The following is a 21,607-nucleotide window of genomic DNA, read 5'->3' as shown; positions in this document are numbered from 1 at the left end:
ACTTGCTATAGGCTATAAAAACAGGTATCATTGTACACGCGTATATCACGCGCGAGTGGCGGAATTGGTAGACGCGCTGGCTTGAGGGGCCAGTGGGCATTGCGCTCGTGGAGGTTCAAGTCCTCTCTCGCGCACCAAGTATGCACGTTGGGTGATTAGCTCAGTTGGCTAGAGCACCTCGTTTACACCGAGGGGGTCGGGGGTTCGAATCCCTCATCACCCACCATATTACATTTTTTAGACTACTATGTGGCTCTTTAGCTCAGTTGGTAGAGCAGAGGCCTGAAGAGCCTTGTGTCCCCAGTTCGAGTCTGGGAGGAGCCACCAAAACAACCTGTTTAGACGTGTGCGATGATCTTTATATGTAGTATTATGTTTTGTCTATTTTAATAGAGTGGTCCACTTGAAAACGCTAACAAACTTAACTATAATCATAGAGCGTTACACATGCGGGTGTAGCTCAGTTGTTTAGAGCGCGTCCTTGCCAAGGACGAGGTCCAGGGTTAGAGTCCCTGTACCCGCACCAAAAAATTTAGACAATAACCTCCTAAAAAGCGCCGATTATATCGGCGCTTTATGCTATGACCCATAAAGGACTCAAGCTCGTTAGAATACCCCTAATCTGTTATACTTGGTTTATATGAAGAAATTACTTACACTTGCAGTTTTATCGCTATCAATATTATCATTTGGCTTTCTACCAGCTACCGCATTTGCAGCTAAACCTACACGCGGAGGAAGTTCTCCAAGACCAGCACCAACCTTAGAAATGAAAGGCTATGACATCTCTTACCCACAGTGTGGCAAGAAATTACCTACTGACCATTATTTTGGCATTGTTGGTGTAAATGGTGGTAATGCTGCAAAGCCTAACGACTGTTTGGCAGACCAACTTGTTTGGGCTAGTAAAGCAAAAAGTTGGATCAAAACAATCAAAGTATCAAGTATATGTAAACACTGCTAATCCAGGCGAAGTAATAGATCAAATTACTACATGGCCTACTACTTCAACTGACAGCAATGGAAATGTACCAGTCAATCCCTATGGTGTTTGTAACGGTGCTAATGACAATGCATGTTCTTGGTTGTACGGCTGGAACCGCTCAATTTATACTGAAGGTATTTTTAAGTCAGCCGCCAACAGTAAAGGCTTAAACTCTGACACAAGTGCTTATGTCTGGTGGCTTGATGTTGAAACAATGAATACTTGGCAATCGGGCAGTAATCAGGCACTTGTGCGCAACACTGCAGCTATTGAAGGCTTTGGTGCTTATTATGAGTCAAAGGGTGCTGATATCGGACTGTATTCAACGGCTGTTCAGTGGAAAGAGATAACCGGCAATAATATTAGTTCTAGCAGTAATTTAAATGGGCTACCTAACTGGCGACCAAGTGGTGCGAGCCTTGCTAATGCTAAGACTAACTGTAGCGTTGCTTCTCTTACGCCCGGTGGATTCATTTCACTGACCCAGTATGTAGTGAAGAATCTAGACGTCAATCATTCTTGTATATAAACTTTTTATCAAGGAGTTATTAAATCTTCAGACATATTAAACTGCTTGACTAACTTCTGTTGCTTATAGTTGTCTACGTTACTTTAATTAAAGGTTAGAAATGCACTGGTTATCGGGCACCAAAAATTTGCCAGACTAGATAACAGGTTTTTATTGCGTAATTTATGAACCTAACATATTTAAAAATTGCTACTTTACGGCCAGAATCTCAATTTATTGTTAAAAATTTTTACATAAATATGTCTACCACGACATTTGTTATATCAAGGTGTACCTTTTGTTTCAGTATATGAGTATATACAGCATTAATTTGTATGTACGTGAAAACTATTGATTCAAATAGGTAGGTAAAATGATATATAAATCTAATAGCGAGTAGCGAGTTCCCAGCTAGCGTAACAAATACTTTAGTACGTTATACACAATATACATAAAGTGCCATATAGCATAGGAAAAATATGAATAAACCAGAAGATAGACGAGGCAATAGTTCTAGAGAATAGACTATTTATATAGTAGCTTGCCTAGCAGTTGGGTAGAAATACATAAAGGGGTAAGATGAAAACTGGCACAAAAATATAAATGTTTCTATAACAATACTGCCCGTATGAAGTTCAGGGCTGTGTGTGTATTGTTAAGCTTATGATTATAATAATATTGACAAATTAGCAAAAATAGATATAGAATATTATATTCATATACTAATCGGGTGACTCTGACGTAATTAAGGAATTGTATAACATCGTGAATTTACTTGTATTCAAAAAATATACGAAATTAGTTTTACCAACATTAATATCGCTAACAGCACTAATTATTATTTACGCTGAACCAGTCCGAGCTGAAGTCTTGAACAATGCATCTCAAGCTAAAATTTCATTTACATTTGATGACGGATTAACGAGTAGTATCAATTCAGCAGCGCCCGTACTAGCAGAGTATGGTTATACAGGTACAAATTATGTTATTACGAACTGTGTTGGCATGACTACTATTCCTAATAAGTGTCCAGCTGACAGTGATATGTCTTATATGACATGGAGTCAAATTAAAACACTTAGAGACTCTTATGGATGGGAAATTGGATCTCATGGCGTAAGCCACAAAGAAATGTCAGGATTGACTGCAAAGAAACTTGAAGCTGAAGTGGCCAACAGCAAAGCAGCATTAGTGGCACAAGGAATTAATCCGAAAGCATTTGCAACTCCTTACGGTGATTACGATAGTAAAGTAATGGCTGCTATAGCAAAATACTATTCAAGCCACAGAGGGTTCGCAGATACCGGCTATAACACTTGGCCTTATACAGATTATTTATTGCGCGTCCAGCAAGTACAGTATGGAGTTAGTGTGGACACTGTAAGAAGCTATATTGATGATGCAATTGCAAATAATACGTGGCTTATCTTGGTATTTCATGAAGTTCGCGATAATCCGAGTGTCGATCCTGAAGACTACCAATACAGTACAGCAAATCTGTCGCAAATCGCTGCTTATGTAAACCAAAAAAATATTAAGGTTACGAATATTAGTGATGGTTTAGTCCAAAGTGAGGCTTCTGATAATATGGTTTCAGACCCAGTGAATGGCACAAGTATTGGAAATGGTTGGACGACGGATAGTCCAACCAATGTAACTATTGATACAAAATCAAACGGGAACACCCCAGAGCCAGTAACATCAGTAAAGGTAAAAGCAAGCCCAGCTGCAAACATTCATATATTTTCACCTACCATAATTGTAAATCCACTGGATACCTATGTAGTCAAAGGATTTGTCAATATAACTAATCAAACATCCGGAAGTATAGGTTGTTACATTGATGAATATGACATGTATGGCAACTGGGTGAGTGGCCAATATTTACAGACACTAGGAGCTTGGTATACAAAAGATATGTCGTTTGCATACACACCAACTTCAGATGGAGTTGCAAAGGTCAAATTACAAATTATTATTACAGCAAATTCTGGAATTACAGCTTATATTGATTCAGTCAGGTGGATTGTAACAACGAGTGGTCCAGCTCCAGAGCCTACACCTAATCCAATAGGCGAAAATTTAATTAGTAATTCTAGTTTTGAGAATGGTATTGACGGTTGGATTACAGATTCGCCTAGCCAGATTGTGCTTGATTCAAATGGACATGGCAGTCATGACTCTGTTCGTAACTCAATTAAATTAACTAGCAACACGACTATAAACTCACATATATTTTCTGATAAGGTAGACGTCTCATCAGGAAACGTATACTCTATAAGTATATTTGTCAGTGCAGAATCATTAACAAGTGGCATTGGTTTTTATATGGATGAATATGACGCATCTGGTAATTGGATAAGTGGTAAATATTTGTATACTAAACAGAGTTCCGATGATGAACAGGTGACACTTTCATATACTCCTACATCCGCAAATGTAGTAACTGCCAGTATTCAAATTATTGCAATTGCTGGAGCAAGTAATATAGCATATATAGACGAAGTAAGATTATTAAAAATATAGTTTACAAATAAACAAAAAAAGAGTATAGTATAATTATATCTAACGAGAGGGCGTTTAGCCCTCTTTTGTATTGGCTCAACACCCTCTCAGGTTAACAAGGAGAGGAGTACTATATGTACGAAGGCGGAAAAGGCGCCGGTGCCGTTGTAACCGGAGGTGTTGTACTACCAAATACTGGTGGCAACGAAATATTAACAATAATTGCAATAACGAGTATTGTTGTTGGTGCAATTATATTATTGTCAACGATTGCTAGGTTGGTAGTATCTAGGACGATCACAAAATAATAAAAAAGATTGTTATTATATATGATTGTTACAACCAGTTGATAGCGGAGTGATTGAATGAAGATTTCACGCAATCAAGTTAGCAGTATCATTGTAGCAATTATACTAGTACTATTGGGTCTCTTAAGCTTAGTTTCAAGAGACTCCTTAGATTATATTATGGCAACAGATCACTTTGTAGCACCCAATAATGTAGGTGTTACTCCACAAGTAGCTGAAACAAATTCTTTGCCTTTAAATATTGAAATTGATGCTTTAGGCGTTAAGGTAGAGGTAATTAAGGGATACTACAATACGGTAACGCAGGACTGGACATTAACAAAGAATGCAGCTCAGTATGCTGTTATTTCAGCCCAGCCCAATCAGCAAGAAGGTAACACATTTATTTACGGCCATGCTAGATCTGTAGTGTTTGGTAAACTACCCCTCCTAAAGGTTGGTGATATAGCAACAATTACGACTACTGACAACAAGGTCTTTATGTATCGGTTTAATCATTCGTATACTGTAAATCCAGCTGATAATTCTGTACTTAAATACAGCGGACCTCCAATATTAACTCTTCAAACGTGCAGTGGTATACGATATCAAAATCGTACAATGTATGAATTTGAATTTGTTGGAGTCAAAGATGTTTAAAGACATAGCATTCTATTTATTCGCTATGATAGCTATTATCAACACAATTCATTTTGGGATATATATAGCTGGAGCTAATTTATATGATATTAAGCAATTTTTTCGTAAACGAAAAATATCTAAAACTATAAGAAGGAAATATCGCCCGCTAGTTACAATCATTGTTCCTGCACACAATGAGGAGGTCGGGATAATCAAGACGTTGGAATCTATCAGAAAAAATTCATATCGTAAATTACAAATTTTAGTTGTTGATGATGCATCTAGTGACGCTACACGTAGTCTTGTATGGAGGTATATCCAATTACATCCAAATAGAAATATTCATTTATTGAGAAAACAAAAAAATGTTGGCAAGGGTGAAGCCATGAATCATGCTCTAAAAACTGCTGCAACTGGTGAGTTAATGATGTCACTAGACGCAGACTCTATAATTGATAAGAATGCAATTTCTAATGCAGTGAGACACTTTGAAGATCCTCGCATAGTAGGAATGGCAGCGAATGTACAGATAATGGATAATGGAACGTTACTTGGATTGCTGCAGAAATTTGAACATATGATTGGTTATAGATCTAAAAAGTTCTACACATTAACCAACAGCGAATTTATTATAGGAGGAGTTGCTTCTACTTATCGTATGGATATTATCAAAAAGGCAAAATTTTATGATACAGATACTCAGACAGAAGACATTGGTCTGAGCCTCAAAATAGTTTCCAGTGGCAATATTAATCAGCGAATAATATATGCTGCTGATGTTTTGGCAATTACAGAAGGAGTCCAATCTTACAAGTCATTATTTATACAAAGATATCGTTGGAAACTCGGAATGCTGCAAAATTTAGTTAAGCATGGTTCACTATTACTGAACAATGATGAAAAATATAGTAGGATGCTAACCTTGTATCGTCTGCCCATGGCGCTGTTTGGTGAGCTTGTACTGCTAATAGAACCAATACTTCTCGTGTATATAATTTATCTTAGTATTGCAAAGGCATACCCATTTGCCCTGTTAGGTGCATATGTAGCTATAACGTTATATGTACTTTGGACAGTTTGGCCGGATGAACACATGCCTAATAGAGAAAAAATGAGAATGAGCCTGTATTCGCCAATTATGTATTTTATATTTTATGTTATGAATGTGGTTCAGCTTACGTCTATTCTAAGATGTATTAAAAATAATAAAAAGTTCTACGCAAAGTTGATACAGGAGGCTCGTGGATATCTCCCGAACGAGCAACTACCTAAATCTGCTTTAAAAACTACCAAGTATATATAACTATCTAACTGTAAATAATTGCCATTCAAAGTTTTTTATTCTACTACCGCTATAAAAATAATTTATTTAATACAATCATGCCATCTATAAAGCTATACGTGTCTGCAAATATAGCATAGTTTTGTAATCGTACAGTAAATATTTTGGTGTGCTAGACTAAAGTATAAGGTAAAAAAGACTACTAAATATGAGTGTACTTAGCCTAACCAAAGTAAGAAACATTTCAAAACGCGATCTATTGCTCACGGGTCTTATGGCTCTGGCGACATATGCGCTCATACAGCAAATTACCAATATAGATTTTACAGAAGTTTGGAACGCTATAAAATCGGCTGATTTAGTATGGTTCATGCTAGCTTTCTTTGTAGCACAACTCATTTTAGTACCAAATGCAACATCTATGATGTCGGCAGTTACCGCACCGATACCTTTTAAACCAACTCTTATTTTGCAATCTGCTATCCAGTTTATTGGTCTTGCAGTCCCAAGTACCGCTAGTAGGGTAGCTACCAATGTTGCCTATCTAAAGAAATTTAAAGTCCCATATGTTACAGCAATAACACAGGGTGCACTAGACAGCTTTACCGGATTTTTAGTGCAGATGACAATTTTGGTAATTGCAATTATTTTTGGTGACGTAAATTTGAATCTAAAGAATAATATCAACACAGATTGGGTAATAGTGCTTTCTATTGCAGGTGGAATAATTCTAATAGGCTTAATTGTACTTTATAACTCAAAAACTCTTAGACTAAAACTGATCAATATATTAAAAGATGTTATAGGGTCGTTTTCTAGCCTCGCTGAACACCCTATTAGGCTAGTTACGCTTTTTGGGAGCAATTTGTTATCGCAACTCGTGTTGGGAACAACTATGGTTATTACAGCGCAGGCATTCGGAGTAGATATTTCAATAGCGACTGCATTAGTTATTGTGGTGAGTGCAACTTTGCTTGGCGGTATTGCACCTGTGCCTGGTGGAATTGGTGTCCAAGAAGCTATCATATCAGCCGGGTTAGTTAGTGCTGGCGTAGACCAGAGTTCAGCTTATGCAATGACTGTATCTTATAGATTATTTACTTTCTTCTTACCACCAATTTGGGGAGCATTTTCTTTTAGATGGCTCACAAAAAACAAATTTATTTAAAACATCACCACCTTGTATAAAAGAGTGTAATCACAGCCATAGTTAGCAATTAAGAGTATAATGGTTATATAAACGCTGGGAGGCATTATGGAACCTACAAGTAAAAAATCATCAAATGGGCTGAGTATTCTTTTAGGAGTATTACTGGTAATTGCTTTACTTATAATTTTAGGGCTAGCTTATAATCAGTATCAACAGAACCAAAAGATTAACGATTCAATAGATGCTGTCAACAAGTCAATCAATAGTCTACAAGAGTCTGTAAAAACTACACAACAGACCATTACAGAAAGCCAAACACAAAAGACAGAAGACACTACCAACACAACACCTGCATCACCTACAACACCATCGGATACAACCACCACTACTGACAACAGCTCTACGACTAATTAAAGATCCTAATAGCACGTGCTAAGCCAGGGGGGTTATTCCACTTCGTTATTATGCTCTTTATAACGCTTATGGCTTAGCTTTTCCTTGCATGCAAGAGTATAATAATAACTAGAACAAAGCTAATGGAGGTAATATATGTTAGGACCAGTAGATTATATAGTTGTTGGGTTTAAAGGTAACAACTTTGATGGTAGTGTGCTAGAGGAACTCTCCATAGCAACACAGAAGGGTACAATAAGAGTTATAGATTTGCTTTTCATTATGAAAGATGCAGATGGCAATGTGATGGGTGGCGAACTAAACGATCAACCAGCAGAGCTAAAAGAGGCCTTTGCTAGTTTTGGCATAGAAGCCGGTCATGAACTAATAACAGAAGAAGATATAGAAAAAATTGGTATGGCAATGGAAAACAACACAGCTGCAGGTGTCTTAGTTATTGAGCAGCTATGGGCGAAGGGCTTAAAGGCAGCGCTTATCGATGCTGGTGGAGAATTATTAGACGAGGGTAGAATACATCCTGAAAAAATCGCTAGTGCTCTGAAAGAATTAAGTGAAATTGTAGAAGAAGAGTAGTAATAACTAAGAAAGGAACAATATTATGATTGGACGACCTTTATCACCAGTATCTGTGGCAGGAGTGAATAGGCGCCGTCGCCGTCGTGGTGTCTTGTAAAAGATCTGTGAAAAGATAGCAATCTAAGTATGTAGCACCTATCGTAGGGTGCTACTTTACAATTAAGTAGCACGGTTATATTTCTTAATGATATCCAATAAGATAATGTAATGACTCATTTACCCTAAAAATATCGTAGAGATTGTGAAGCGATGAAATACATGAAGTACAACTTCATGCACAAGTGGCCCTGTATACTGTATAATTTTGTAAGTAAGGCGCCTTGGCCGAGAAGTTAGGCAGCAGTCTGCAAAACTGCGTAGACGGGAGCGTTACCCGTAGGTGCCTCCATTTTGGTATACTGTTGTATATCTACATGGGCGAGTGGCGGAATTGGTATACGCGACGGACTTAAAATCCGTTGGCAGAAATGCCTTGAGGGTTCAAGTCCCTCCTCGCCCACCATAAACAGTAAAATATTACTACTAGCAACACCGTTATATTGCGTCTATAATTAGTGGTATAAAGGAGTTTTAAATATGATTGTACTATGGATAGTTCTTGGTATTGTTGTACTGCTAGCAATTTACCTTATTGCTACATATAACGGTTTGGTAAAACTAAATGTTCGGGTAGAAGAAGCCTGGAGCGACATAACCGTCCAGCTGAAACGTCGTTTAGACTTGATACCAAATTTGGTCAACACTGTTCAAGGGTATGCGTCACATGAAAAAAGTGTGTTTACCAAAGTTACCGAAGCTCGTGCCAATGCAATGAACGCTCAGTCAGTTGCAGAGACAGCACAGGCCGATAACATGCTCAGTGATGCTCTTAAGAGTTTATTCGCTGTTGCAGAAGCGTATCCAGACTTAAAAGCGAATGAAAATTTTAAACAGTTGCAAGAAGAACTTGTTGACACAGAAGATAAGATACAAGCATCTCGCCGCTTCTATAACGGTTCGGCACGTGATCTTAATATTAAAATCAAGACGTTTCCAAACAATATTTTTGCCAATAGCCTAGGCTTTAAAGAGCGCGAATTCTTTGAGCTTGATGAAGCAGAGACCGCCAAAGCCGAAAAACCTGTAGACGTAAAATTTTAACTAAACTCGACACATATGTATAGCGAAATTGCCGCCAACAAGCGCAAAACTATTTTTCTGATACTCGGCTTTTTTTTCTTGATAGCTGCTGTAGCTGCAGGGGCTGCTTGGTATTTTGGTGACTATTTTATTACTATTTACGCACTCGTATTTGCTCTAGGGTATATTGCATGGAGCTATTTTGGTTCAGATAAAGCCGCCTTAGCAATAAATAACGCTCAAGAAATCCAAAAATCAGACAACCCAAGATTGTGGCGTACAGTAGAAAATTTGGCGATTACTAACGGTTTACCTATGCCCAAGGTCTATATTATGGACGATCCTGCCCTCAATGCATTTGCCACTGGGCGTGATCCTCGGCACGCTTCTGTCGCTGTTACTACCGGGCTATTAAATACTATGGACGATAGTGAGCTTCAAGGAGTTATGGCGCATGAAATGGGGCATATTCAAAACTACGATATACGGGTCGCAATAGTAGTATTTGGCTTAGTTGCAGTAGTTTCTATTATTAGCGACATGATTTTACGTGGTTTATTTTGGGGTAGCTTTAATAACGATAACAGAAATAGCAGTCCAATAATGTATATCGTGCTCATTGTAGCCCTTATAATCGCCCCCATAGTGGCGACGATTATCCAGCTTTCTATTTCTAGAAAAAGAGAATATTTAGCTGATGCGACTGGGGCGCTCACGACACGTTATCCAGAGGGTCTTGCCAGTGCACTAGAAAAAATCGAGCACAGCAGTTCTGCTATGCAAAAACAAAGTACATCTACAGCTCATTTATTTTTTGCAAACCCGCTAAAAGGTAAAAATATAGCGGGTTTGTTTAGCACTCATCCACCAATAGAAGATAGAATAGCCCGATTGCGTGAGATGGGCACAAAAGCATGAAAAAGAAACAGAAAACTCACACCAAAAAAGTAGTTTCATACAAACAACTCACTAAAATGACATGGTTAGATATTAGCTCTTTTTGGCGATTTTTAGGTGGTATTTTAGTTATCTATGCGGTTATTAATTTTGTGTTTGTAGCGAGTTTTTCGCTGTTACCAAGCAGTGAATCTTTGCAAGAAGATATCATAGGTACACTTGGCACAAGTGCTGGGAGAGTTGTAGACTCTTTTACGCTTGTTGGTGTTTCACTCATTAATGTTTCTGCCCCAAGCAATACCATGCTGCAACTACTGTTGCTAGCAATCGTGAGTATGGCTATGATTTGGGCTTTAAGAAAGTTACGTGGCTTACAAAAGATTACTATTCGGCAAGCGTACTACGAAGGTCCTAATAATATTGTTGTTTTAGTACTAGTGGTGATGCTATTGTTACTAACACTTATTCCTGCGTCTATTGCCTCTACAATTCTGCTGTACGCACTACCAATTGTCGGTTCACTACTCGAAGCGACATTTGTGTACACTATCGGGGCTTTACTCATGGCGCTCAGTCTTTACTGGTTATTGGTGTGGTGGCCAGCCCTGTATATTGCCATGTTGCCAGGTACAACCCCCATCGGTGCTATGCGAGCTGCCGCAATGCTTACAAAAGGGCGTCGTTTTAAAATATTTAGTCGCCAATTTGCCATATTGGTCGTGCTTGGTAGCTTATTTTTTGTCGTAGTATTTCCACTGGCTATTGTCTGGCAGCGTCTTGTACCGCTTAGTGTATATGTAAGTATCATTACCCTATATGGGATCGGACACATAGCTTTATTTAATTTATACCGGAGCTTAATTGATGAACAGCCCACAGCCACGCCAAAGAATTAAACAACTCGTTGAGCTACTAAACACATATTCGTACGAGTACCATGTGCTTGATAAACCAACTGTAGACGATGCCATATACGACGCATTGCATGCTGAACTAGAAAACTTAGAATCTACCTATCCAGAACTTATAGAACCATCATCACCAACCCAACGAATTGTCAGCTCACCCTTGAGTGGTTTTCAAAAGGTAGAGCACAAACATCGTATGTTGGGTTTAAGTGATATTTTTAGCACCCAAGAGCTAGAAGATTGGCTAAGTAGGATTACAAAAATTGATAGTAAAGTAGCCACTACCCATTTTTGGGCAAGTATCAAAATGGATGGCTTGGCATGCGCTATTATCTACCAAAATGGGGTGCTTAAAACAGCAATCACAAGGGGTGACGGGTTTGTTGGCGAAGATATCACCAATAACGTTAAGACAATTAAAAGCGTTCCACTTGCGCTGCCTCATAATCACCCATTTTCTGATGGTCGCACAGAACTTCGCGGCGAAATTGTTATGTATAAAACTGATTTTGCTCATATTAACAAACAGCTTCAAGATGCAGGAGAAAAAGTATATGCCAACCCTCGTAATCTAGCAGCAGGTACGATGCGCCAACTAGATGCTAAGGTAGCAGCCAGCCGTAAGCTGCATTTTATACCGTATGATATATTGCGCGATGACCCAGAACAAATCTCTACCTATCAGTTTGTGTATAACACGTTTGCAGAACTAGGGTTTATTTCAAGTAGTCGTACAGCAAAGCTATTAAACAGTGCCGATGATATACTGGCGTACTACGAATCATGGAAAGATAAGCGTCATGAACTGCCGTACAATACTGACGGGTTAGTGATAAAAGTAAACGATAGACAGCTGTATGCAACGTTGGGCGTGGTTGGTAAAAACCCACGTGGTGCAGTGGCGTTAAAATACCCAGCAGAGACTGCTACAACCATCCTAAGAGACATCTTCATTAGTATTGGCAGAACGGGAGCTGCAACGCCAGTAGCTGTCTTAGAACCAGTGGTGGTTGCTGGTAGCACCGTCCAGATGGCAACCATGCATAATGATTCAGAAATACAGCGTAAAGACGTGCGCATTGGTGATACTGTTGTTATTCAAAAAGCGGGTGACATTATCCCAGAAGTTGTACAACCTATAAAAGAACTTCGCAATGGTACAGAAACTGAATTTGTGATGCCCGTGCATTGCCCCGAATGTAATACAAAACTAACACGACCAACCAACGAAGTTGTATGGCGTTGCATCAATGTAAATTGTCCAGCAAGGACCTGGCGACATATTCAACACTACGCTTCTAAGGCAGCGCTAGATATAGAGGGTCTCGGCGAAAAAAACGTGCAAGCCTTGCTTGATGCACATCTTATTAGCGATGCGGCAGACCTATATACCCTACAAAAACAAACAATCAGCACATTAGATAGGTTTGCCGATCTCAGTGCTAGCAACTTAGTTGAAGCCATTGCAAAGAAAAAAAATCCACCGCTTGCGAAGTTTATTTTTGGTCTAGGAATTCGGCACGTTGGTGCCCAGACAGCTATCGAACTTGTTAATCATTACAAAACACTTGAAGCTTTATCCGCAGCATCATTAGATGAGTTGCAAACCATAGACGGAGTTGGAGAGGTTGTGGCGGAAAGTATCATTTCTTGGTTTTCGGACCAAGAAAACCGTAAACTACTACGTAAATTTGCTTACAATGGTGTAGTCCCACAATCAGTGACCACGACCACACAAGGTTCATTACAGGGTATGTATATTGCAATAACTGGGTCACTAAGTAGTATGAGCAGGGAAGCTGCCGCAGACAAAATACGGCAACGCGGCGGGACGTTTCAATCGTCCGTTGGTAAAAATACCACACACCTCGTAGCAGCGGGTACTATTGGGTCGAGTAAGCTTGCCAAAGCAGAAAAATTTGGTACAAAAATCATAGACGAACAAGCCTTCTTACAAATGGTACAGTAAAATGCTCTATTGTTGCTGGTTAGGGGGAGTTTCGTTGTTTAGCGACTCTGTATCTTCTTTTTGTCTGTTGAGCTGGTGATTGATACTTGAAACAGATCCACCAGTTGGTGTGAATGTCATGCCGGGTTGTGGGCGTGGTAACCCAGCTATTTCATTAGGGTTAGTAGGCACAAAACCTGCTTCAGTTGGTGTAATAAATGCATAATTTTGGTTACTTTTGGGTGGTTCGGTATCGTTGCCTTCTACCGTTGGCACATTTTCATTAGAATCATTTTGCATTAAATTTTGCAGATCTTCATCGTTCATCGTATTTTTATTGTAGCAAATAAACCGTAAACTAGGGTATAATCATTGTGTTTGGGGCATTGGCGCAGTTGGCTAGCGCGCCTGCATGGCATGCAGGAGGTCAGGAGTTCGAATCTCCTATGCTCCACCAATACAGCATTTTGTAGACTATATTATGAAACATCTAACACCGTGAAAGACGTTTTCATTACATGCATATAAACGAACTACTTACACATCATGGTCTAGACACCACATCTTGGGGTAAAGATGGTGCAAAAGACGTTGATGAACTACAGAGGGAAGTGTGTAATGGTGAATCGCAGTTCGTACAGAATGGTGAAGTATTACAAAGACTATTACGAGTAGTCGAGGCATCTATATACTACACTGATAAATCTGGTGATACATATCGTCTCGCAGAAGAAAAGCAAGTGATGCGCAGTGGAGTAAAACGTGTACGCACAGAACTTGCTAGTGTATCAATGGCTGAAAAAATGAAAGTCAATGAATATGCCCTCCAGGCACTCTGGCGTGGCATAAAGGAAGAACTTGGTATTGGTAAGGAAGATTATCGTGTAATAAGCGGACCACAGATATATTATAAAGAGCGTACCTCAAATAGTTATCCAGGTCTACGTACACGATATGAAATTGCGCGGTATGTGATAGAACTTGCACCGCAAGCATATATTGCGGACGGGTATATAGAAGAACAGTTGGATAAGTCAGTACATTTTTCATGGTCTAGAGATATATAGATGCGCTATTATTATGCATATCGTTGACTTTGTATCGTGTAGTGTCGTGTAATAAAGAGATATGAAAAAAATAATCAAGAGTATTTTGACAAGCATTTTTGTCAGACAAGCCAAGGCGATATTAAAAGCTCATAACCCACTTATTGTTGTCGTAGTAGGTAGCGTAGGTAAAACCGGTACCAAATTAGCTATTGCCAATGTCCTTAAGCAAAAATACAGAGTATGCTACCAAGATGGTAATTATAATGTACCGCTTACACTTTCTTTTGTGCTTACTGGTCAGCAATTACCAACCCTGACAAATCCTTTTGGCTGGCTAAAAGTTTGGTTAAAGGGGCAAAAGTATATATATGGAAGGTTCCCATACGATGTTGTTGTACTAGAACTTGGTACAGATGCACCTGGTGATATTCAAAATTTTAAAAATATTGTAAACCCAGATATTGCCGTAGTGAGCGCCATAAGCGAAGAGCATATGGAGTTTTTCGAGGAAGTAGAAAAAGTAGCAGAAGAAGAATTGTCTGTTGCACAGTTTAGCACTAGCCTCGTAGTTGGTAGCGACGATTGCGATAAAAAATATCTTCAATTATTTGTTCCAAGTAGCAAAAAAGTCATTAAATACGGTTTTAATGCACCAGCACAGTATAAAGTTTCTGCGCATCGCACGTCTCACCACAGCTTTAAAGTACATATTAGTATTCCATCTAAACATGCCGTAGAAACAGATGTAAACGTTGCTGCGAAACATAGTGTAAAACCACTCGCAGCGGCAACTGCGGTTGCAGATATACTAGGACTAAGTACCAAACAAATACAAAAGGGCCTCAGTACCATAACGCCACCACCAGGCCGAATGCGTTTATTAGATGGTATACAAAATACCATAATTATTGATGACAGCTATAATTCGAGCCCGTTAGCTACTGAGGCTGCCTTGCACGCTTTATACGAGATGAAAGCCCCGCAACGTATTGCAATACTGGGGAGTATGAACGAATTGGGCGCAGTATCGCAAATCGCGCATCAAAAAATAGGTGCATTGTGCCACCCAGACAAGCTAGACCTTGTTGTTACACTCGGCGAACAAGCAAACACCTATATCGCTGAGGCAGCAGAACAACAAGGCTGCAAAGTAATTCGTACACTTAGCCCAGTAAAAGCGGGCAAGGTGGCAGCACAAAATGCCAGTAGCGGAGCAATTATTTTAGTCAAAGGATCGCAAAACAAGGTGTTTGCAGAAGAAGCTGTAAAGCAGCTGCTCGCCAACCCGAGTGATATTGAACATCTCGTACGCCAATCAGACTTTTGGATGGCAAAAAAAGTTGCTCAGTTTACGGATATGCAATAACAGATTATAATGAGCAAGATAATGAATAAGTACACTCCAAGAGAGATTGAGCCAAAGTGGCAAAAAAAATGGGAAAAATCTCAAATATATGCCACCACAGAAGATAGCACAAAACCAAAGCGCTATGTTTTAGAATATTTTCCATACCCAAGCGGTGCTGCGATGCATGTTGGGCATGTACGTAACTATACAATTGGCGATGCAATGGCTCGCTTTTACCGTATGCAAGGCTTTAATGTCATGCACCCAATGGGCTGGGATGCGTTTGGTCTGCCTGCAGAAAATTATGCTATTAAAAATAATATTAGTCCAGAACGGGCAATAGCTGAAAACACTGCAAAATTTAAACAACAGCTTACCCAAATGGGTTTTAGCTACGATTGGTCACGAGAAATCAACAGTAGTGATCCTCGCTACTACAAGTGGACACAATGGCTCTTTATTTTACTACTTAACAGGGGTTTGGCTTACCAAAAAGATAGTTTACAGTGGTGGTGCGAAACCGACAAAACCGTCCTTGCAAATGAACAAGTAGAATCAGGCAAGTGTTGGCGCTGTGGCAACGCTGTTACCAAGAAACCTTTAAAACAATGGTTCTTTAAAATAACAGATTATGCAGACAGACTTGTAGATGATTTAGAATCATTGGATTGGTCAGAATCTATTAAATCTATGCAACGTAACTGGATTGGCAAAAGCCAAGGCGCCGAAATTACTTTTAACGTGCAAGAATCCATAAACTACGTATTACTCCATGGTTACACTGGATCTTCAAAAGATTGTTTTTTTCCTTGGCTATCAGAAAAACTCACTCAATCTAATGCTAGTGTATTTAGCCCAGACTTGCCAAACACAGATAACCCAAATGCCGATGTTCAGGCAGAATATGTTTTGAATAATACTGAATTTAGCGCAAGCACCGTGCTTTTAGGGCATAGTTACGGCGCAGTAACAGCACTTAAGGTATTAGAGAAATTAGATACACCAATCAAGAGGTTGGTATTGGTAGCAGGCTTTGTTCAACCTGGGTTTTTAGATGCAGAGAGAAAATTTGAAAATACTACAAATTGGGAGTTTAATTTTGACAAAATTAAACGAAACGTAGAAGAAATAGTTATACTGCGTGCAAATAATGATTCTATTGTTCCGGCCGACAGAGCTGATTATATTTATAATAATATTGGTGGAAGAATCATTGACTTTGATGCACACACCAATCATGTGTGTGGTACTGTCGAGCCGGTTGTGCTTGAGTATGTCACAACATCTATAAAAGTTTTTACTACTCGGCCAGACACACTGTTTGGGGCTACGTTTATGGTGTTGGCGCCAGAACATCCACTTGTCCAAAAAATCACTACAAAAGATCAGCGCAAAGCAGTTGATACATACATAGCTGCAACCCAAAAAAAATCTGATGTCGAACGTCAAGAAACAGACCGTGAAAAAACTGGTGTATTTACCGGTGCCTACGCAATAAATCCGGTAAACAATGTAGCAATACCAATCTGGATTGCTGATTATGTGCTATATGGCTATGGTACCGGTGCTATTATGGCCGTTCCTGCCCACGACAAGCGCGACTACGAATTTGCTAAAAAGTTTGACCTACCAATTATTGACGTTGTTGCGCAAGACTTTGGTACATATTTGCCAGACAGTAAAGACGTAACAGGGTCTGTGGTTGTAGTGTATGACCAAAATACAAAGAAGTTCCTTGGTATTAAAACAGGCACGAATGATGGTTTATGGCTACCTGGTGGCGGATCAGAATCTGGCGAGTCATTTGAAGCCACAGCCATGCGTGAACTGGCAGAAGAAACTGGTTTTCATAAGTATCAAAAAATGGTCGCTTTGGGCGAACCAGTCTATTCGTATTACTTTAATGATGTCAAGGATGTAAACAAGCGCTCGTACGGCCAAGGGTTTTTATTTTTTGTTGACGCAAAAGACCAAGGCAAAACAAATTTAGAAAAACACGAAACGTTTCAGCTGGGCTGGTACGACTATGACCAGATCATTCGTGGTGTAAAAAAAGTTAAAGGCGGGGTAGACCATTGGCTAGAAATGCTCCGTCGTGCCAAACAAGTTATTGACGGTCACGAGCTTGAAGTTTTTTGTGGTGAAGGTATTCTTGTCAATTCTGGTGCATATAATGGTACAAGCAGTTCAGAAGCGCGTGAAAGTATTGTTGCCGATTTAGAAAAAAAGGGCGTCGGCAAAGAAGTAACCAACTATAAAATTCGCGATTGGCTGATTAGTCGCCAACGATACTGGGGTGCACCTATTCCAATTATTCACTGTGCTAGCTGTGGGGCTGTACCAGTGCCATTAGAACAACTACCCGTACAACTACCGCCCGTTAAGAGTTACCAACCAACAGGCGAGGGCACAAGCGTACTTGCAAGCGTGTCTGATTGGGTGAATGTAGCGTGCCCTACTTGTGGCAAGCCAGCCAAACGTGAAACAGACACCATGGATGGTTTTGCTTGTAGCAGTTGGTATTTCTTGCGTTTTGCCGACCCTCATAATTCTGAAGCACCATTTTCTGCCGAAAAGGCTCAATTTTGGTTACCAGTAGACGATTATATTGGTGGTGCCGAACATGCCGTTATGCACCTATTGTATGCGCGTATGTGGACGAAAGTGATGTACGACGCCGGGCTCATAACTTTTGACGAACCGTTTAAGGCGCTACGTAATCATGGTATGATTTTGGCGCCAGATGGCCGCAAGATGAGTAAAAGCTGGGGTAATGTAATTGCACCAGACGAACTCATAGACCAAGGCTACGGGGCCGACGCGATTCGTATCATGGAACTATTTATTGGCCCATGGAACCAAGAAGCAAACTGGTCTGTTGAAGGTATGGGTGGCTGTTATCGCTTTTTGAATCGGGTGTGGACACTCACTCAAGAATACCTCGCCGCTAGCACCAATTCAAAGAACGAATCGGGCGAGTTGCTTACAGCTACACACAAGGCCATAAAAAAAGTCACCATAGACATGCATAACATGGGCTTTAACACTGCAATTGCCGCCTTAATGGAATACGTTAATGAGTTATACATTATGAAAGCTCAGTATGGTTTTATAGCCAAAGATTGGGGTTTTGCGCTGGCTACACTTATGCAATTGCTGGCACCATTTGCACCACATATCAGCGAAGAATTATGGCACCAATTGGGCAATGATTCATCAGTACACGTTGCTCCGTGGCCAGAGTACCAGGAGAGGTATTTAGTAGAACATGTTATGAAAATAGCGGTGCAAGTCAACGGCAAGTTAAGGGGCGAAATAGAAGTTGAACACAGTGCTAGTAAAGAAGCCATCGAGCAAGAAGCCCGTATACATCAAAACGTTGCCACCTATATAAAAAGTGACCCCAAAAAGGTCATATACGTACCCAAAAAACTCATCAACTTCGTCGTTTAAGGTGCGTCTGTAATATAATAAATCTCTCGTGTTGCGAGCAAGAGCATACTATTGAACTATTGCTGTAATTATCAAATACTAGCTGAATGGTGAATAATAGCTACCAAATATACAAAAGATGTAAAACCCTAAAATTACTAGTTAACTTTAACTTTATTTGGCACTTCTACAGCTTCGCCTAATTGCAAACCATCGCTAAGATTTGGGTTAGTCTCAATTAAATATTCTACTACTAAACGAGTGTCTATTTGATCTGCACCTTCAATGTTTGAAGCAATACTCCAGGGTGTATCACCAGGGTGAGCTACCTCGGTATGGGTCTTTTTGCTAAAACCATAGTCAGGCCTAGCAGCATCTACCAATTTAGCACCGCCAACGAATAGCACTAAACCTATTGCTACGGCTCCAATGATTTTTTTTAAATTCCCAGTACGTTCGTCTGAGGGTTGTTGATTTGGTGTATTTTTTATATGTTTTGGGTATGCGTTACTCATGATAAGTATAATAGCATAAACGTTATTAAAAAGCAAGTATATGATAAAGCTTATCTTGTAAAGCAGATAAGGTGCTGGTATAATAGCCAAGAATATCAATTAAATTTATAGATAACTTTAGGAGTTAGCACCTTGGGTAAGCCAAAAAAGCGCACCACCCCTCGCAGAACTGGGGCACGCCGTAGCCACGAAGTTGTTAAACTAGCAAGACAAGTGAATGCAAAATCACCTGTTAAAGCCTACACAACTCGTCGCGAAAGCGGCAAAAAAGCAGATAAGTAACGGCTCGCACTTTATAAGCACGCCAGAAAGCAGTTAGCATGGCATCAAATAGACACCTAGGAAGAATAGTAGCACTGCAGACACTATACGAAGCAGAATTTCGTATTAGCTGCAATGATGCAGAATTTGAGATGTCTTCTGTGCTAGACAGAAACATTGCACGCTATAGCGAAACGATAGAAGATAAAGACTTTATCGTCAGTTTAGTAACAGGTGTGCAAGACAAAGAAGCCGAACTAGATGGTGAGCTGCAACCATTAGCGCCAGATTGGCCCATTGATAAAATAGCGCGGATTGATCGTGTTATCTTACGAATGGGACTTTATGAACTTAAATACGAAAAAGATGTTCCACCAAAAGTTGTCATTAACGAAGCCGTAGAGCTTGCAAAGGCATTTGGTGGTGAAAATTCATCTAAGTTCATAAATGGTGTACTTGGTACTTCTTATAGAGCCATAGAGGCCCAAAAACCCAAAAAAGCTTCCTCCAAGAAAGCAAAGTAATATGCATGGCAATCAATAGACCAAAACCTATAGAAGGTTTTAAAAAATACTTTCATCGGAAACGCCCAAGTATTACAGAAGTAGTCAAAGAGGCTACGGCTGGTGGTATTGTATGGCGTAGAAATAAGAAAAATAAGATAGAAATATTGCTCCACAAAGACCCAAAAGAACGGTGGACGATTCCAAAAGGGCATATAGAACCAGGTGAAACAGCCCGTGAAACTGCAGAACGAGAAATACGTGAAGAAACAGGGCTGCAAGAGATGAAAGTGATGAACTGGTTAGGCAAGATAAATTTTCAATATCGCCGCCAAAATAGCCTGATTCTTATGACTACTCACATATATTTAGTGCAGGCAAAGGGTGACACAAACAACATCCGTAAAGAAGACTTTATGAAAAGTATTGCATGGCTCGATGCGAACGATGCGCTAGAAAAAATTGAATATGAAGATATTGGTAAGTTAATACTACTGGGCTTAAAGGATATTAGAGATGCAGGATTATAGTAACTATCAAACACTCGCTAGCCAGGTGCTCGGCGGCAAATTTTCTGACGTCATGTTGTTGGTCACGGCATTTACTCACCGTTCGTATTTAAACGAGCACAAAAAGACGGTAAAAGAACATAACGAACGCTTAGAATTTTTGGGTGATGCAGTACTAGAACTGGTAGTAACCGAATATTTATATCGCAATTACACTGAGCCAGAAGGTATACTAACCAACTGGCGTAGTGCGTTGGTGCGGACAGAAAGTATTAGTGCAGCTGGTGAGCGACTTGGCTTTAATGATTATTTACGACTGTCTAGGGGTGAAAAACGCGGTAGTGACCGTGCTCGGCAGCAAATATTAGCGAACTGCTACGAAGCGGTAATAGGCGCTATCTATCTTGATCAAGGCTATGATGCCGCCAGCACATTTATAAGTAACAGCTTGCTGACCACCTTTGAAACAATACTGGCAACTGGTTCATGGATGGACCCAAAGTCACGTTTACAAGAGATTGCTCAAAGTGTAGATAATGCAACGCCTCAGTATAAAGTCTTATCAGAAGAAGGCCCAGATCACGAAAAGTTGTTTACGGTTGGTGTATTTGTGGATAGTCAATTAAAAGGGCAGGGTGCTGGCCCCAGTAAACAAGCTGCTCAACAACAGGCTGCAGAGTTAGCACTGGCAAGCTATGCCAATAAAACGCCAGAACCAAAATCATAGGGGTCATCTGCTTGACTTTAACGCTAAAAACAGATAGACTAT

General features: G+C 39.8%; 22 protein-coding genes, 7 tRNA genes and 3 pseudogenes. 30 read left to right on the top strand and 2 right to left on the bottom strand.

The window, feature by feature from the left end; all coding sequences use genetic code 11:
• The first annotated feature begins 49 nt into the window (after window positions 1-49).
• The 19 genes from H6795_03130 (at window position 50) to ligA (ending at window position 13,242) form a co-directional block, all read left to right on the top strand.
• A tRNA-Leu gene (locus tag H6795_03130) sits at window positions 50-137 on the top strand.
• Between the two features lie 12 nt (window positions 138-149).
• Window positions 150-226, top strand: a tRNA-Val gene (locus H6795_03125).
• Between the two features lie 25 nt (window positions 227-251).
• Window positions 252-327, top strand: a tRNA-Phe gene (locus H6795_03120).
• 122 nt (window positions 328-449) lie between these two features.
• A tRNA-Gly gene (locus H6795_03115) sits at window positions 450-526 on the top strand.
• Window positions 527-640: 114 nt separating this feature from the next.
• Window positions 641-964 carry a hypothetical protein gene (locus tag H6795_03110; GenBank protein MCB9817495.1) on the top strand — a complete coding sequence of 108 codons (324 nt, stop codon included), beginning with the start codon at window positions 641-643 and terminating at the stop codon, window positions 962-964.
• A complete protein-coding gene (locus H6795_03105; protein ID MCB9817494.1) occupies window positions 894-1,514 on the top strand; it encodes a hypothetical protein in 621 nt (206 codons plus the stop codon). The genes H6795_03110 and H6795_03105 overlap by 71 nt, the downstream gene beginning before the upstream one ends.
• 744 nt (window positions 1,515-2,258) lie before the next feature.
• Window positions 2,259-4,019 carry a polysaccharide deacetylase family protein gene (locus tag H6795_03100; GenBank protein MCB9817493.1) on the top strand — a complete coding sequence of 587 codons (1,761 nt, stop codon included), beginning with the start codon at window positions 2,259-2,261 and terminating at the stop codon, window positions 4,017-4,019.
• 113 nt (window positions 4,020-4,132) lie between these two features.
• On the top strand, window positions 4,133-4,306 hold the full coding sequence (locus tag H6795_03095) for a hypothetical protein (GenBank protein MCB9817492.1): 174 nt from the start codon (window positions 4,133-4,135) through the stop codon (window positions 4,304-4,306).
• Between the two features lie 57 nt (window positions 4,307-4,363).
• A complete protein-coding gene (locus H6795_03090) occupies window positions 4,364-4,945 on the top strand; it encodes a sortase (GenBank protein ID MCB9817491.1) in 582 nt (193 codons plus the stop codon).
• Entirely contained in the window at window positions 4,938-6,230 is a 1,293-nt protein-coding gene (locus H6795_03085; GenBank protein MCB9817490.1) for a glycosyltransferase, read from the top strand. The genes H6795_03090 and H6795_03085 overlap by 8 nt, the downstream gene beginning before the upstream one ends.
• 187 nt (window positions 6,231-6,417) lie before the next feature.
• Window positions 6,418-7,377, top strand: coding sequence for a flippase-like domain-containing protein (locus H6795_03080; GenBank protein MCB9817489.1), 960 nt, complete (start codon window positions 6,418-6,420; stop codon window positions 7,375-7,377).
• An 87-nt stretch (window positions 7,378-7,464) separates the two neighbouring features.
• A complete protein-coding gene (locus H6795_03075; protein ID MCB9817488.1) occupies window positions 7,465-7,773 on the top strand; it encodes a hypothetical protein in 309 nt (102 codons plus the stop codon).
• Between the two features lie 135 nt (window positions 7,774-7,908).
• Window positions 7,909-8,346, top strand: coding sequence for a DUF1269 domain-containing protein (locus tag H6795_03070; protein MCB9817487.1), 438 nt, complete (start codon window positions 7,909-7,911; stop codon window positions 8,344-8,346).
• Window positions 8,347-8,663: 317 nt separating this feature from the next.
• A tRNA-Cys gene (locus tag H6795_03065) sits at window positions 8,664-8,737 on the top strand.
• Window positions 8,738-8,764: 27 nt separating this feature from the next.
• Window positions 8,765-8,851 (top strand) — tRNA-Leu (locus H6795_03060).
• 74 nt (window positions 8,852-8,925) lie between these two features.
• Entirely contained in the window at window positions 8,926-9,489 is a 564-nt protein-coding gene (locus H6795_03055; GenBank protein MCB9817486.1) for a LemA family protein, read from the top strand.
• 15 nt (window positions 9,490-9,504) lie between these two features.
• A complete protein-coding gene (htpX, locus tag H6795_03050; GenBank protein MCB9817485.1) occupies window positions 9,505-10,386 on the top strand; it encodes a zinc metalloprotease HtpX in 882 nt (293 codons plus the stop codon).
• Complete coding sequence (locus H6795_03045) at window positions 10,383-11,261, top strand: hypothetical protein (protein MCB9817484.1); 879 nt, start codon at window positions 10,383-10,385, stop codon at window positions 11,259-11,261. Before htpX ends, H6795_03045 begins: the two co-directional genes overlap by 4 nt.
• Window positions 11,230-13,242, top strand: coding sequence for an NAD-dependent DNA ligase LigA (gene ligA / locus H6795_03040; GenBank protein MCB9817483.1), 2,013 nt, complete (start codon window positions 11,230-11,232; stop codon window positions 13,240-13,242). Before H6795_03045 ends, ligA begins: the two co-directional genes overlap by 32 nt.
• Window positions 13,243-13,248: 6 nt before the next feature.
• Here ligA and H6795_03035 read toward each other — a convergent pair whose 3' ends face one another.
• Window positions 13,249-13,548 carry a hypothetical protein gene (locus H6795_03035; GenBank protein MCB9817482.1) on the bottom strand — a complete coding sequence of 100 codons (300 nt, stop codon included), beginning with the start codon at window positions 13,546-13,548 and terminating at the stop codon, window positions 13,249-13,251.
• A 53-nt stretch (window positions 13,549-13,601) separates the two neighbouring features.
• On the opposite strand from H6795_03035, the gene H6795_03030 reads away from it, so the two are divergent.
• The 7 genes and pseudogenes from H6795_03030 (at window position 13,602) to H6795_03000 (ending at window position 19,071) form a co-directional block, all read left to right on the top strand.
• Window positions 13,602-13,678 (top strand) — tRNA-Ala (locus H6795_03030).
• Between the two features lie 61 nt (window positions 13,679-13,739).
• Entirely contained in the window at window positions 13,740-14,288 is a 549-nt protein-coding gene (locus H6795_03025) for a hypothetical protein (GenBank protein MCB9817481.1), read from the top strand.
• A 61-nt stretch (window positions 14,289-14,349) separates the two neighbouring features.
• Window positions 14,350-15,636, top strand: a complete 1,287-nt coding sequence (locus H6795_03020) for a UDP-N-acetylmuramoyl-tripeptide--D-alanyl-D-alanine ligase (protein ID MCB9817480.1) — start codon at window positions 14,350-14,352, stop codon at window positions 15,634-15,636.
• A gap of 21 nt (window positions 15,637-15,657) precedes the next feature.
• Window positions 15,658-16,371, top strand: a pseudogene (locus tag H6795_03015) (class I tRNA ligase family protein).
• Window positions 16,372-16,725: 354 nt separating this feature from the next.
• Window positions 16,726-17,265 (top strand): annotated as a pseudogene (locus H6795_03010) (class I tRNA ligase family protein).
• Window positions 17,251-17,664: pseudogene (locus tag H6795_03005) on the top strand (NUDIX hydrolase). Before H6795_03010 ends, H6795_03005 begins: the two co-directional pseudogenes overlap by 15 nt.
• Before the next feature lie 39 nt (window positions 17,665-17,703).
• Window positions 17,704-19,071 (top strand): class I tRNA ligase family protein, encoded by a 1,368-nt coding sequence (locus H6795_03000; GenBank protein ID MCB9817479.1) that lies wholly within the window; start codon window positions 17,704-17,706, stop codon window positions 19,069-19,071.
• A 137-nt stretch (window positions 19,072-19,208) separates the two neighbouring features.
• On the opposite strand, the gene H6795_02995 is transcribed toward H6795_03000, so the two are convergent.
• Window positions 19,209-19,565 carry a hypothetical protein gene (locus H6795_02995; GenBank protein MCB9817478.1) on the bottom strand — a complete coding sequence of 119 codons (357 nt, stop codon included), beginning with the start codon at window positions 19,563-19,565 and terminating at the stop codon, window positions 19,209-19,211.
• 132 nt (window positions 19,566-19,697) lie between these two features.
• On the opposite strand from H6795_02995, the gene H6795_02990 reads away from it, so the two are divergent.
• From H6795_02990 to rnc, 4 genes are read left to right on the top strand one after another with little or no spacing between them, the layout of a single operon-like run.
• Window positions 19,698-19,847, top strand: a complete 150-nt coding sequence (locus H6795_02990; protein ID MCB9817477.1) for a hypothetical protein — start codon at window positions 19,698-19,700, stop codon at window positions 19,845-19,847.
• A 38-nt stretch (window positions 19,848-19,885) separates the two neighbouring features.
• A complete protein-coding gene (nusB, locus tag H6795_02985; protein MCB9817476.1) occupies window positions 19,886-20,350 on the top strand; it encodes a transcription antitermination factor NusB in 465 nt (154 codons plus the stop codon).
• Window positions 20,351-20,355: 5 nt separating this feature from the next.
• On the top strand, window positions 20,356-20,859 hold the full coding sequence (locus H6795_02980) for an NUDIX domain-containing protein (GenBank protein MCB9817475.1): 504 nt from the start codon (window positions 20,356-20,358) through the stop codon (window positions 20,857-20,859).
• Window positions 20,846-21,565, top strand: coding sequence for a ribonuclease III (gene rnc, locus H6795_02975; protein ID MCB9817474.1), 720 nt, complete (start codon window positions 20,846-20,848; stop codon window positions 21,563-21,565). Before H6795_02980 ends, rnc begins: the two co-directional genes overlap by 14 nt.
• Window positions 21,566-21,607 lie beyond the last annotated feature (42 nt).

It is taken from the genome of Candidatus Nomurabacteria bacterium, from assembly GCA_020631975.1.
Lineage (GTDB): Bacteria > Patescibacteriota > Saccharimonadia > Saccharimonadales > CAIOMD01 > JACKGO01.
This window is presented reverse-complemented; position numbering and strand designations above follow the sequence as displayed.

What these genes read in the sequence shown, in the direction of transcription:
- H6795_02980 (MCB9817475.1), top strand. Translation starts at nt 20,356, where the DNA reads ATGGCAATCAATAGACCAAAACCTATAGAAGGTTTTAAAAAATACTTT.
- H6795_03095 (MCB9817492.1), top strand. Translation starts at nt 4,133, where the DNA reads ATGTACGAAGGCGGAAAAGGCGCCGGTGCCGTTGTAACCGGAGGTGTT.
- htpX (MCB9817485.1), top strand. Translation starts at nt 9,505, where the DNA reads ATGTATAGCGAAATTGCCGCCAACAAGCGCAAAACTATTTTTCTGATA.
- nusB (MCB9817476.1), top strand. Translation starts at nt 19,886, where the DNA reads ATGGCATCAAATAGACACCTAGGAAGAATAGTAGCACTGCAGACACTA.
- H6795_03080 (MCB9817489.1), top strand. Translation starts at nt 6,418, where the DNA reads ATGAGTGTACTTAGCCTAACCAAAGTAAGAAACATTTCAAAACGCGAT.
- H6795_02995 (MCB9817478.1), bottom strand. Translation starts at nt 19,565, where the DNA reads ATGAGTAACGCATACCCAAAACATATAAAAAATACACCAAATCAACAA.
- H6795_03085 (MCB9817490.1), top strand. Translation starts at nt 4,938, where the DNA reads ATGTTTAAAGACATAGCATTCTATTTATTCGCTATGATAGCTATTATC.
- H6795_03090 (MCB9817491.1), top strand. Translation starts at nt 4,364, where the DNA reads ATGAAGATTTCACGCAATCAAGTTAGCAGTATCATTGTAGCAATTATA.
- H6795_03000 (MCB9817479.1), top strand. Translation starts at nt 17,704, where the DNA reads ATGCTCCGTCGTGCCAAACAAGTTATTGACGGTCACGAGCTTGAAGTT.
- H6795_03055 (MCB9817486.1), top strand. Translation starts at nt 8,926, where the DNA reads ATGATTGTACTATGGATAGTTCTTGGTATTGTTGTACTGCTAGCAATT.
- H6795_03075 (MCB9817488.1), top strand. Translation starts at nt 7,465, where the DNA reads ATGGAACCTACAAGTAAAAAATCATCAAATGGGCTGAGTATTCTTTTA.
- rnc (MCB9817474.1), top strand. Translation starts at nt 20,846, where the DNA reads ATGCAGGATTATAGTAACTATCAAACACTCGCTAGCCAGGTGCTCGGC.
- ligA (MCB9817483.1), top strand. Translation starts at nt 11,230, where the DNA reads ATGAACAGCCCACAGCCACGCCAAAGAATTAAACAACTCGTTGAGCTA.
- H6795_03045 (MCB9817484.1), top strand. Translation starts at nt 10,383, where the DNA reads ATGAAAAAGAAACAGAAAACTCACACCAAAAAAGTAGTTTCATACAAA.
- H6795_03020 (MCB9817480.1), top strand. Translation starts at nt 14,350, where the DNA reads ATGAAAAAAATAATCAAGAGTATTTTGACAAGCATTTTTGTCAGACAA.
- H6795_03110 (MCB9817495.1), top strand. Translation starts at nt 641, where the DNA reads ATGAAGAAATTACTTACACTTGCAGTTTTATCGCTATCAATATTATCA.
- H6795_03025 (MCB9817481.1), top strand. Translation starts at nt 13,740, where the DNA reads ATGCATATAAACGAACTACTTACACATCATGGTCTAGACACCACATCT.
- H6795_03070 (MCB9817487.1), top strand. Translation starts at nt 7,909, where the DNA reads ATGTTAGGACCAGTAGATTATATAGTTGTTGGGTTTAAAGGTAACAAC.
- H6795_03035 (MCB9817482.1), bottom strand. Translation starts at nt 13,548, where the DNA reads ATGAACGATGAAGATCTGCAAAATTTAATGCAAAATGATTCTAATGAA.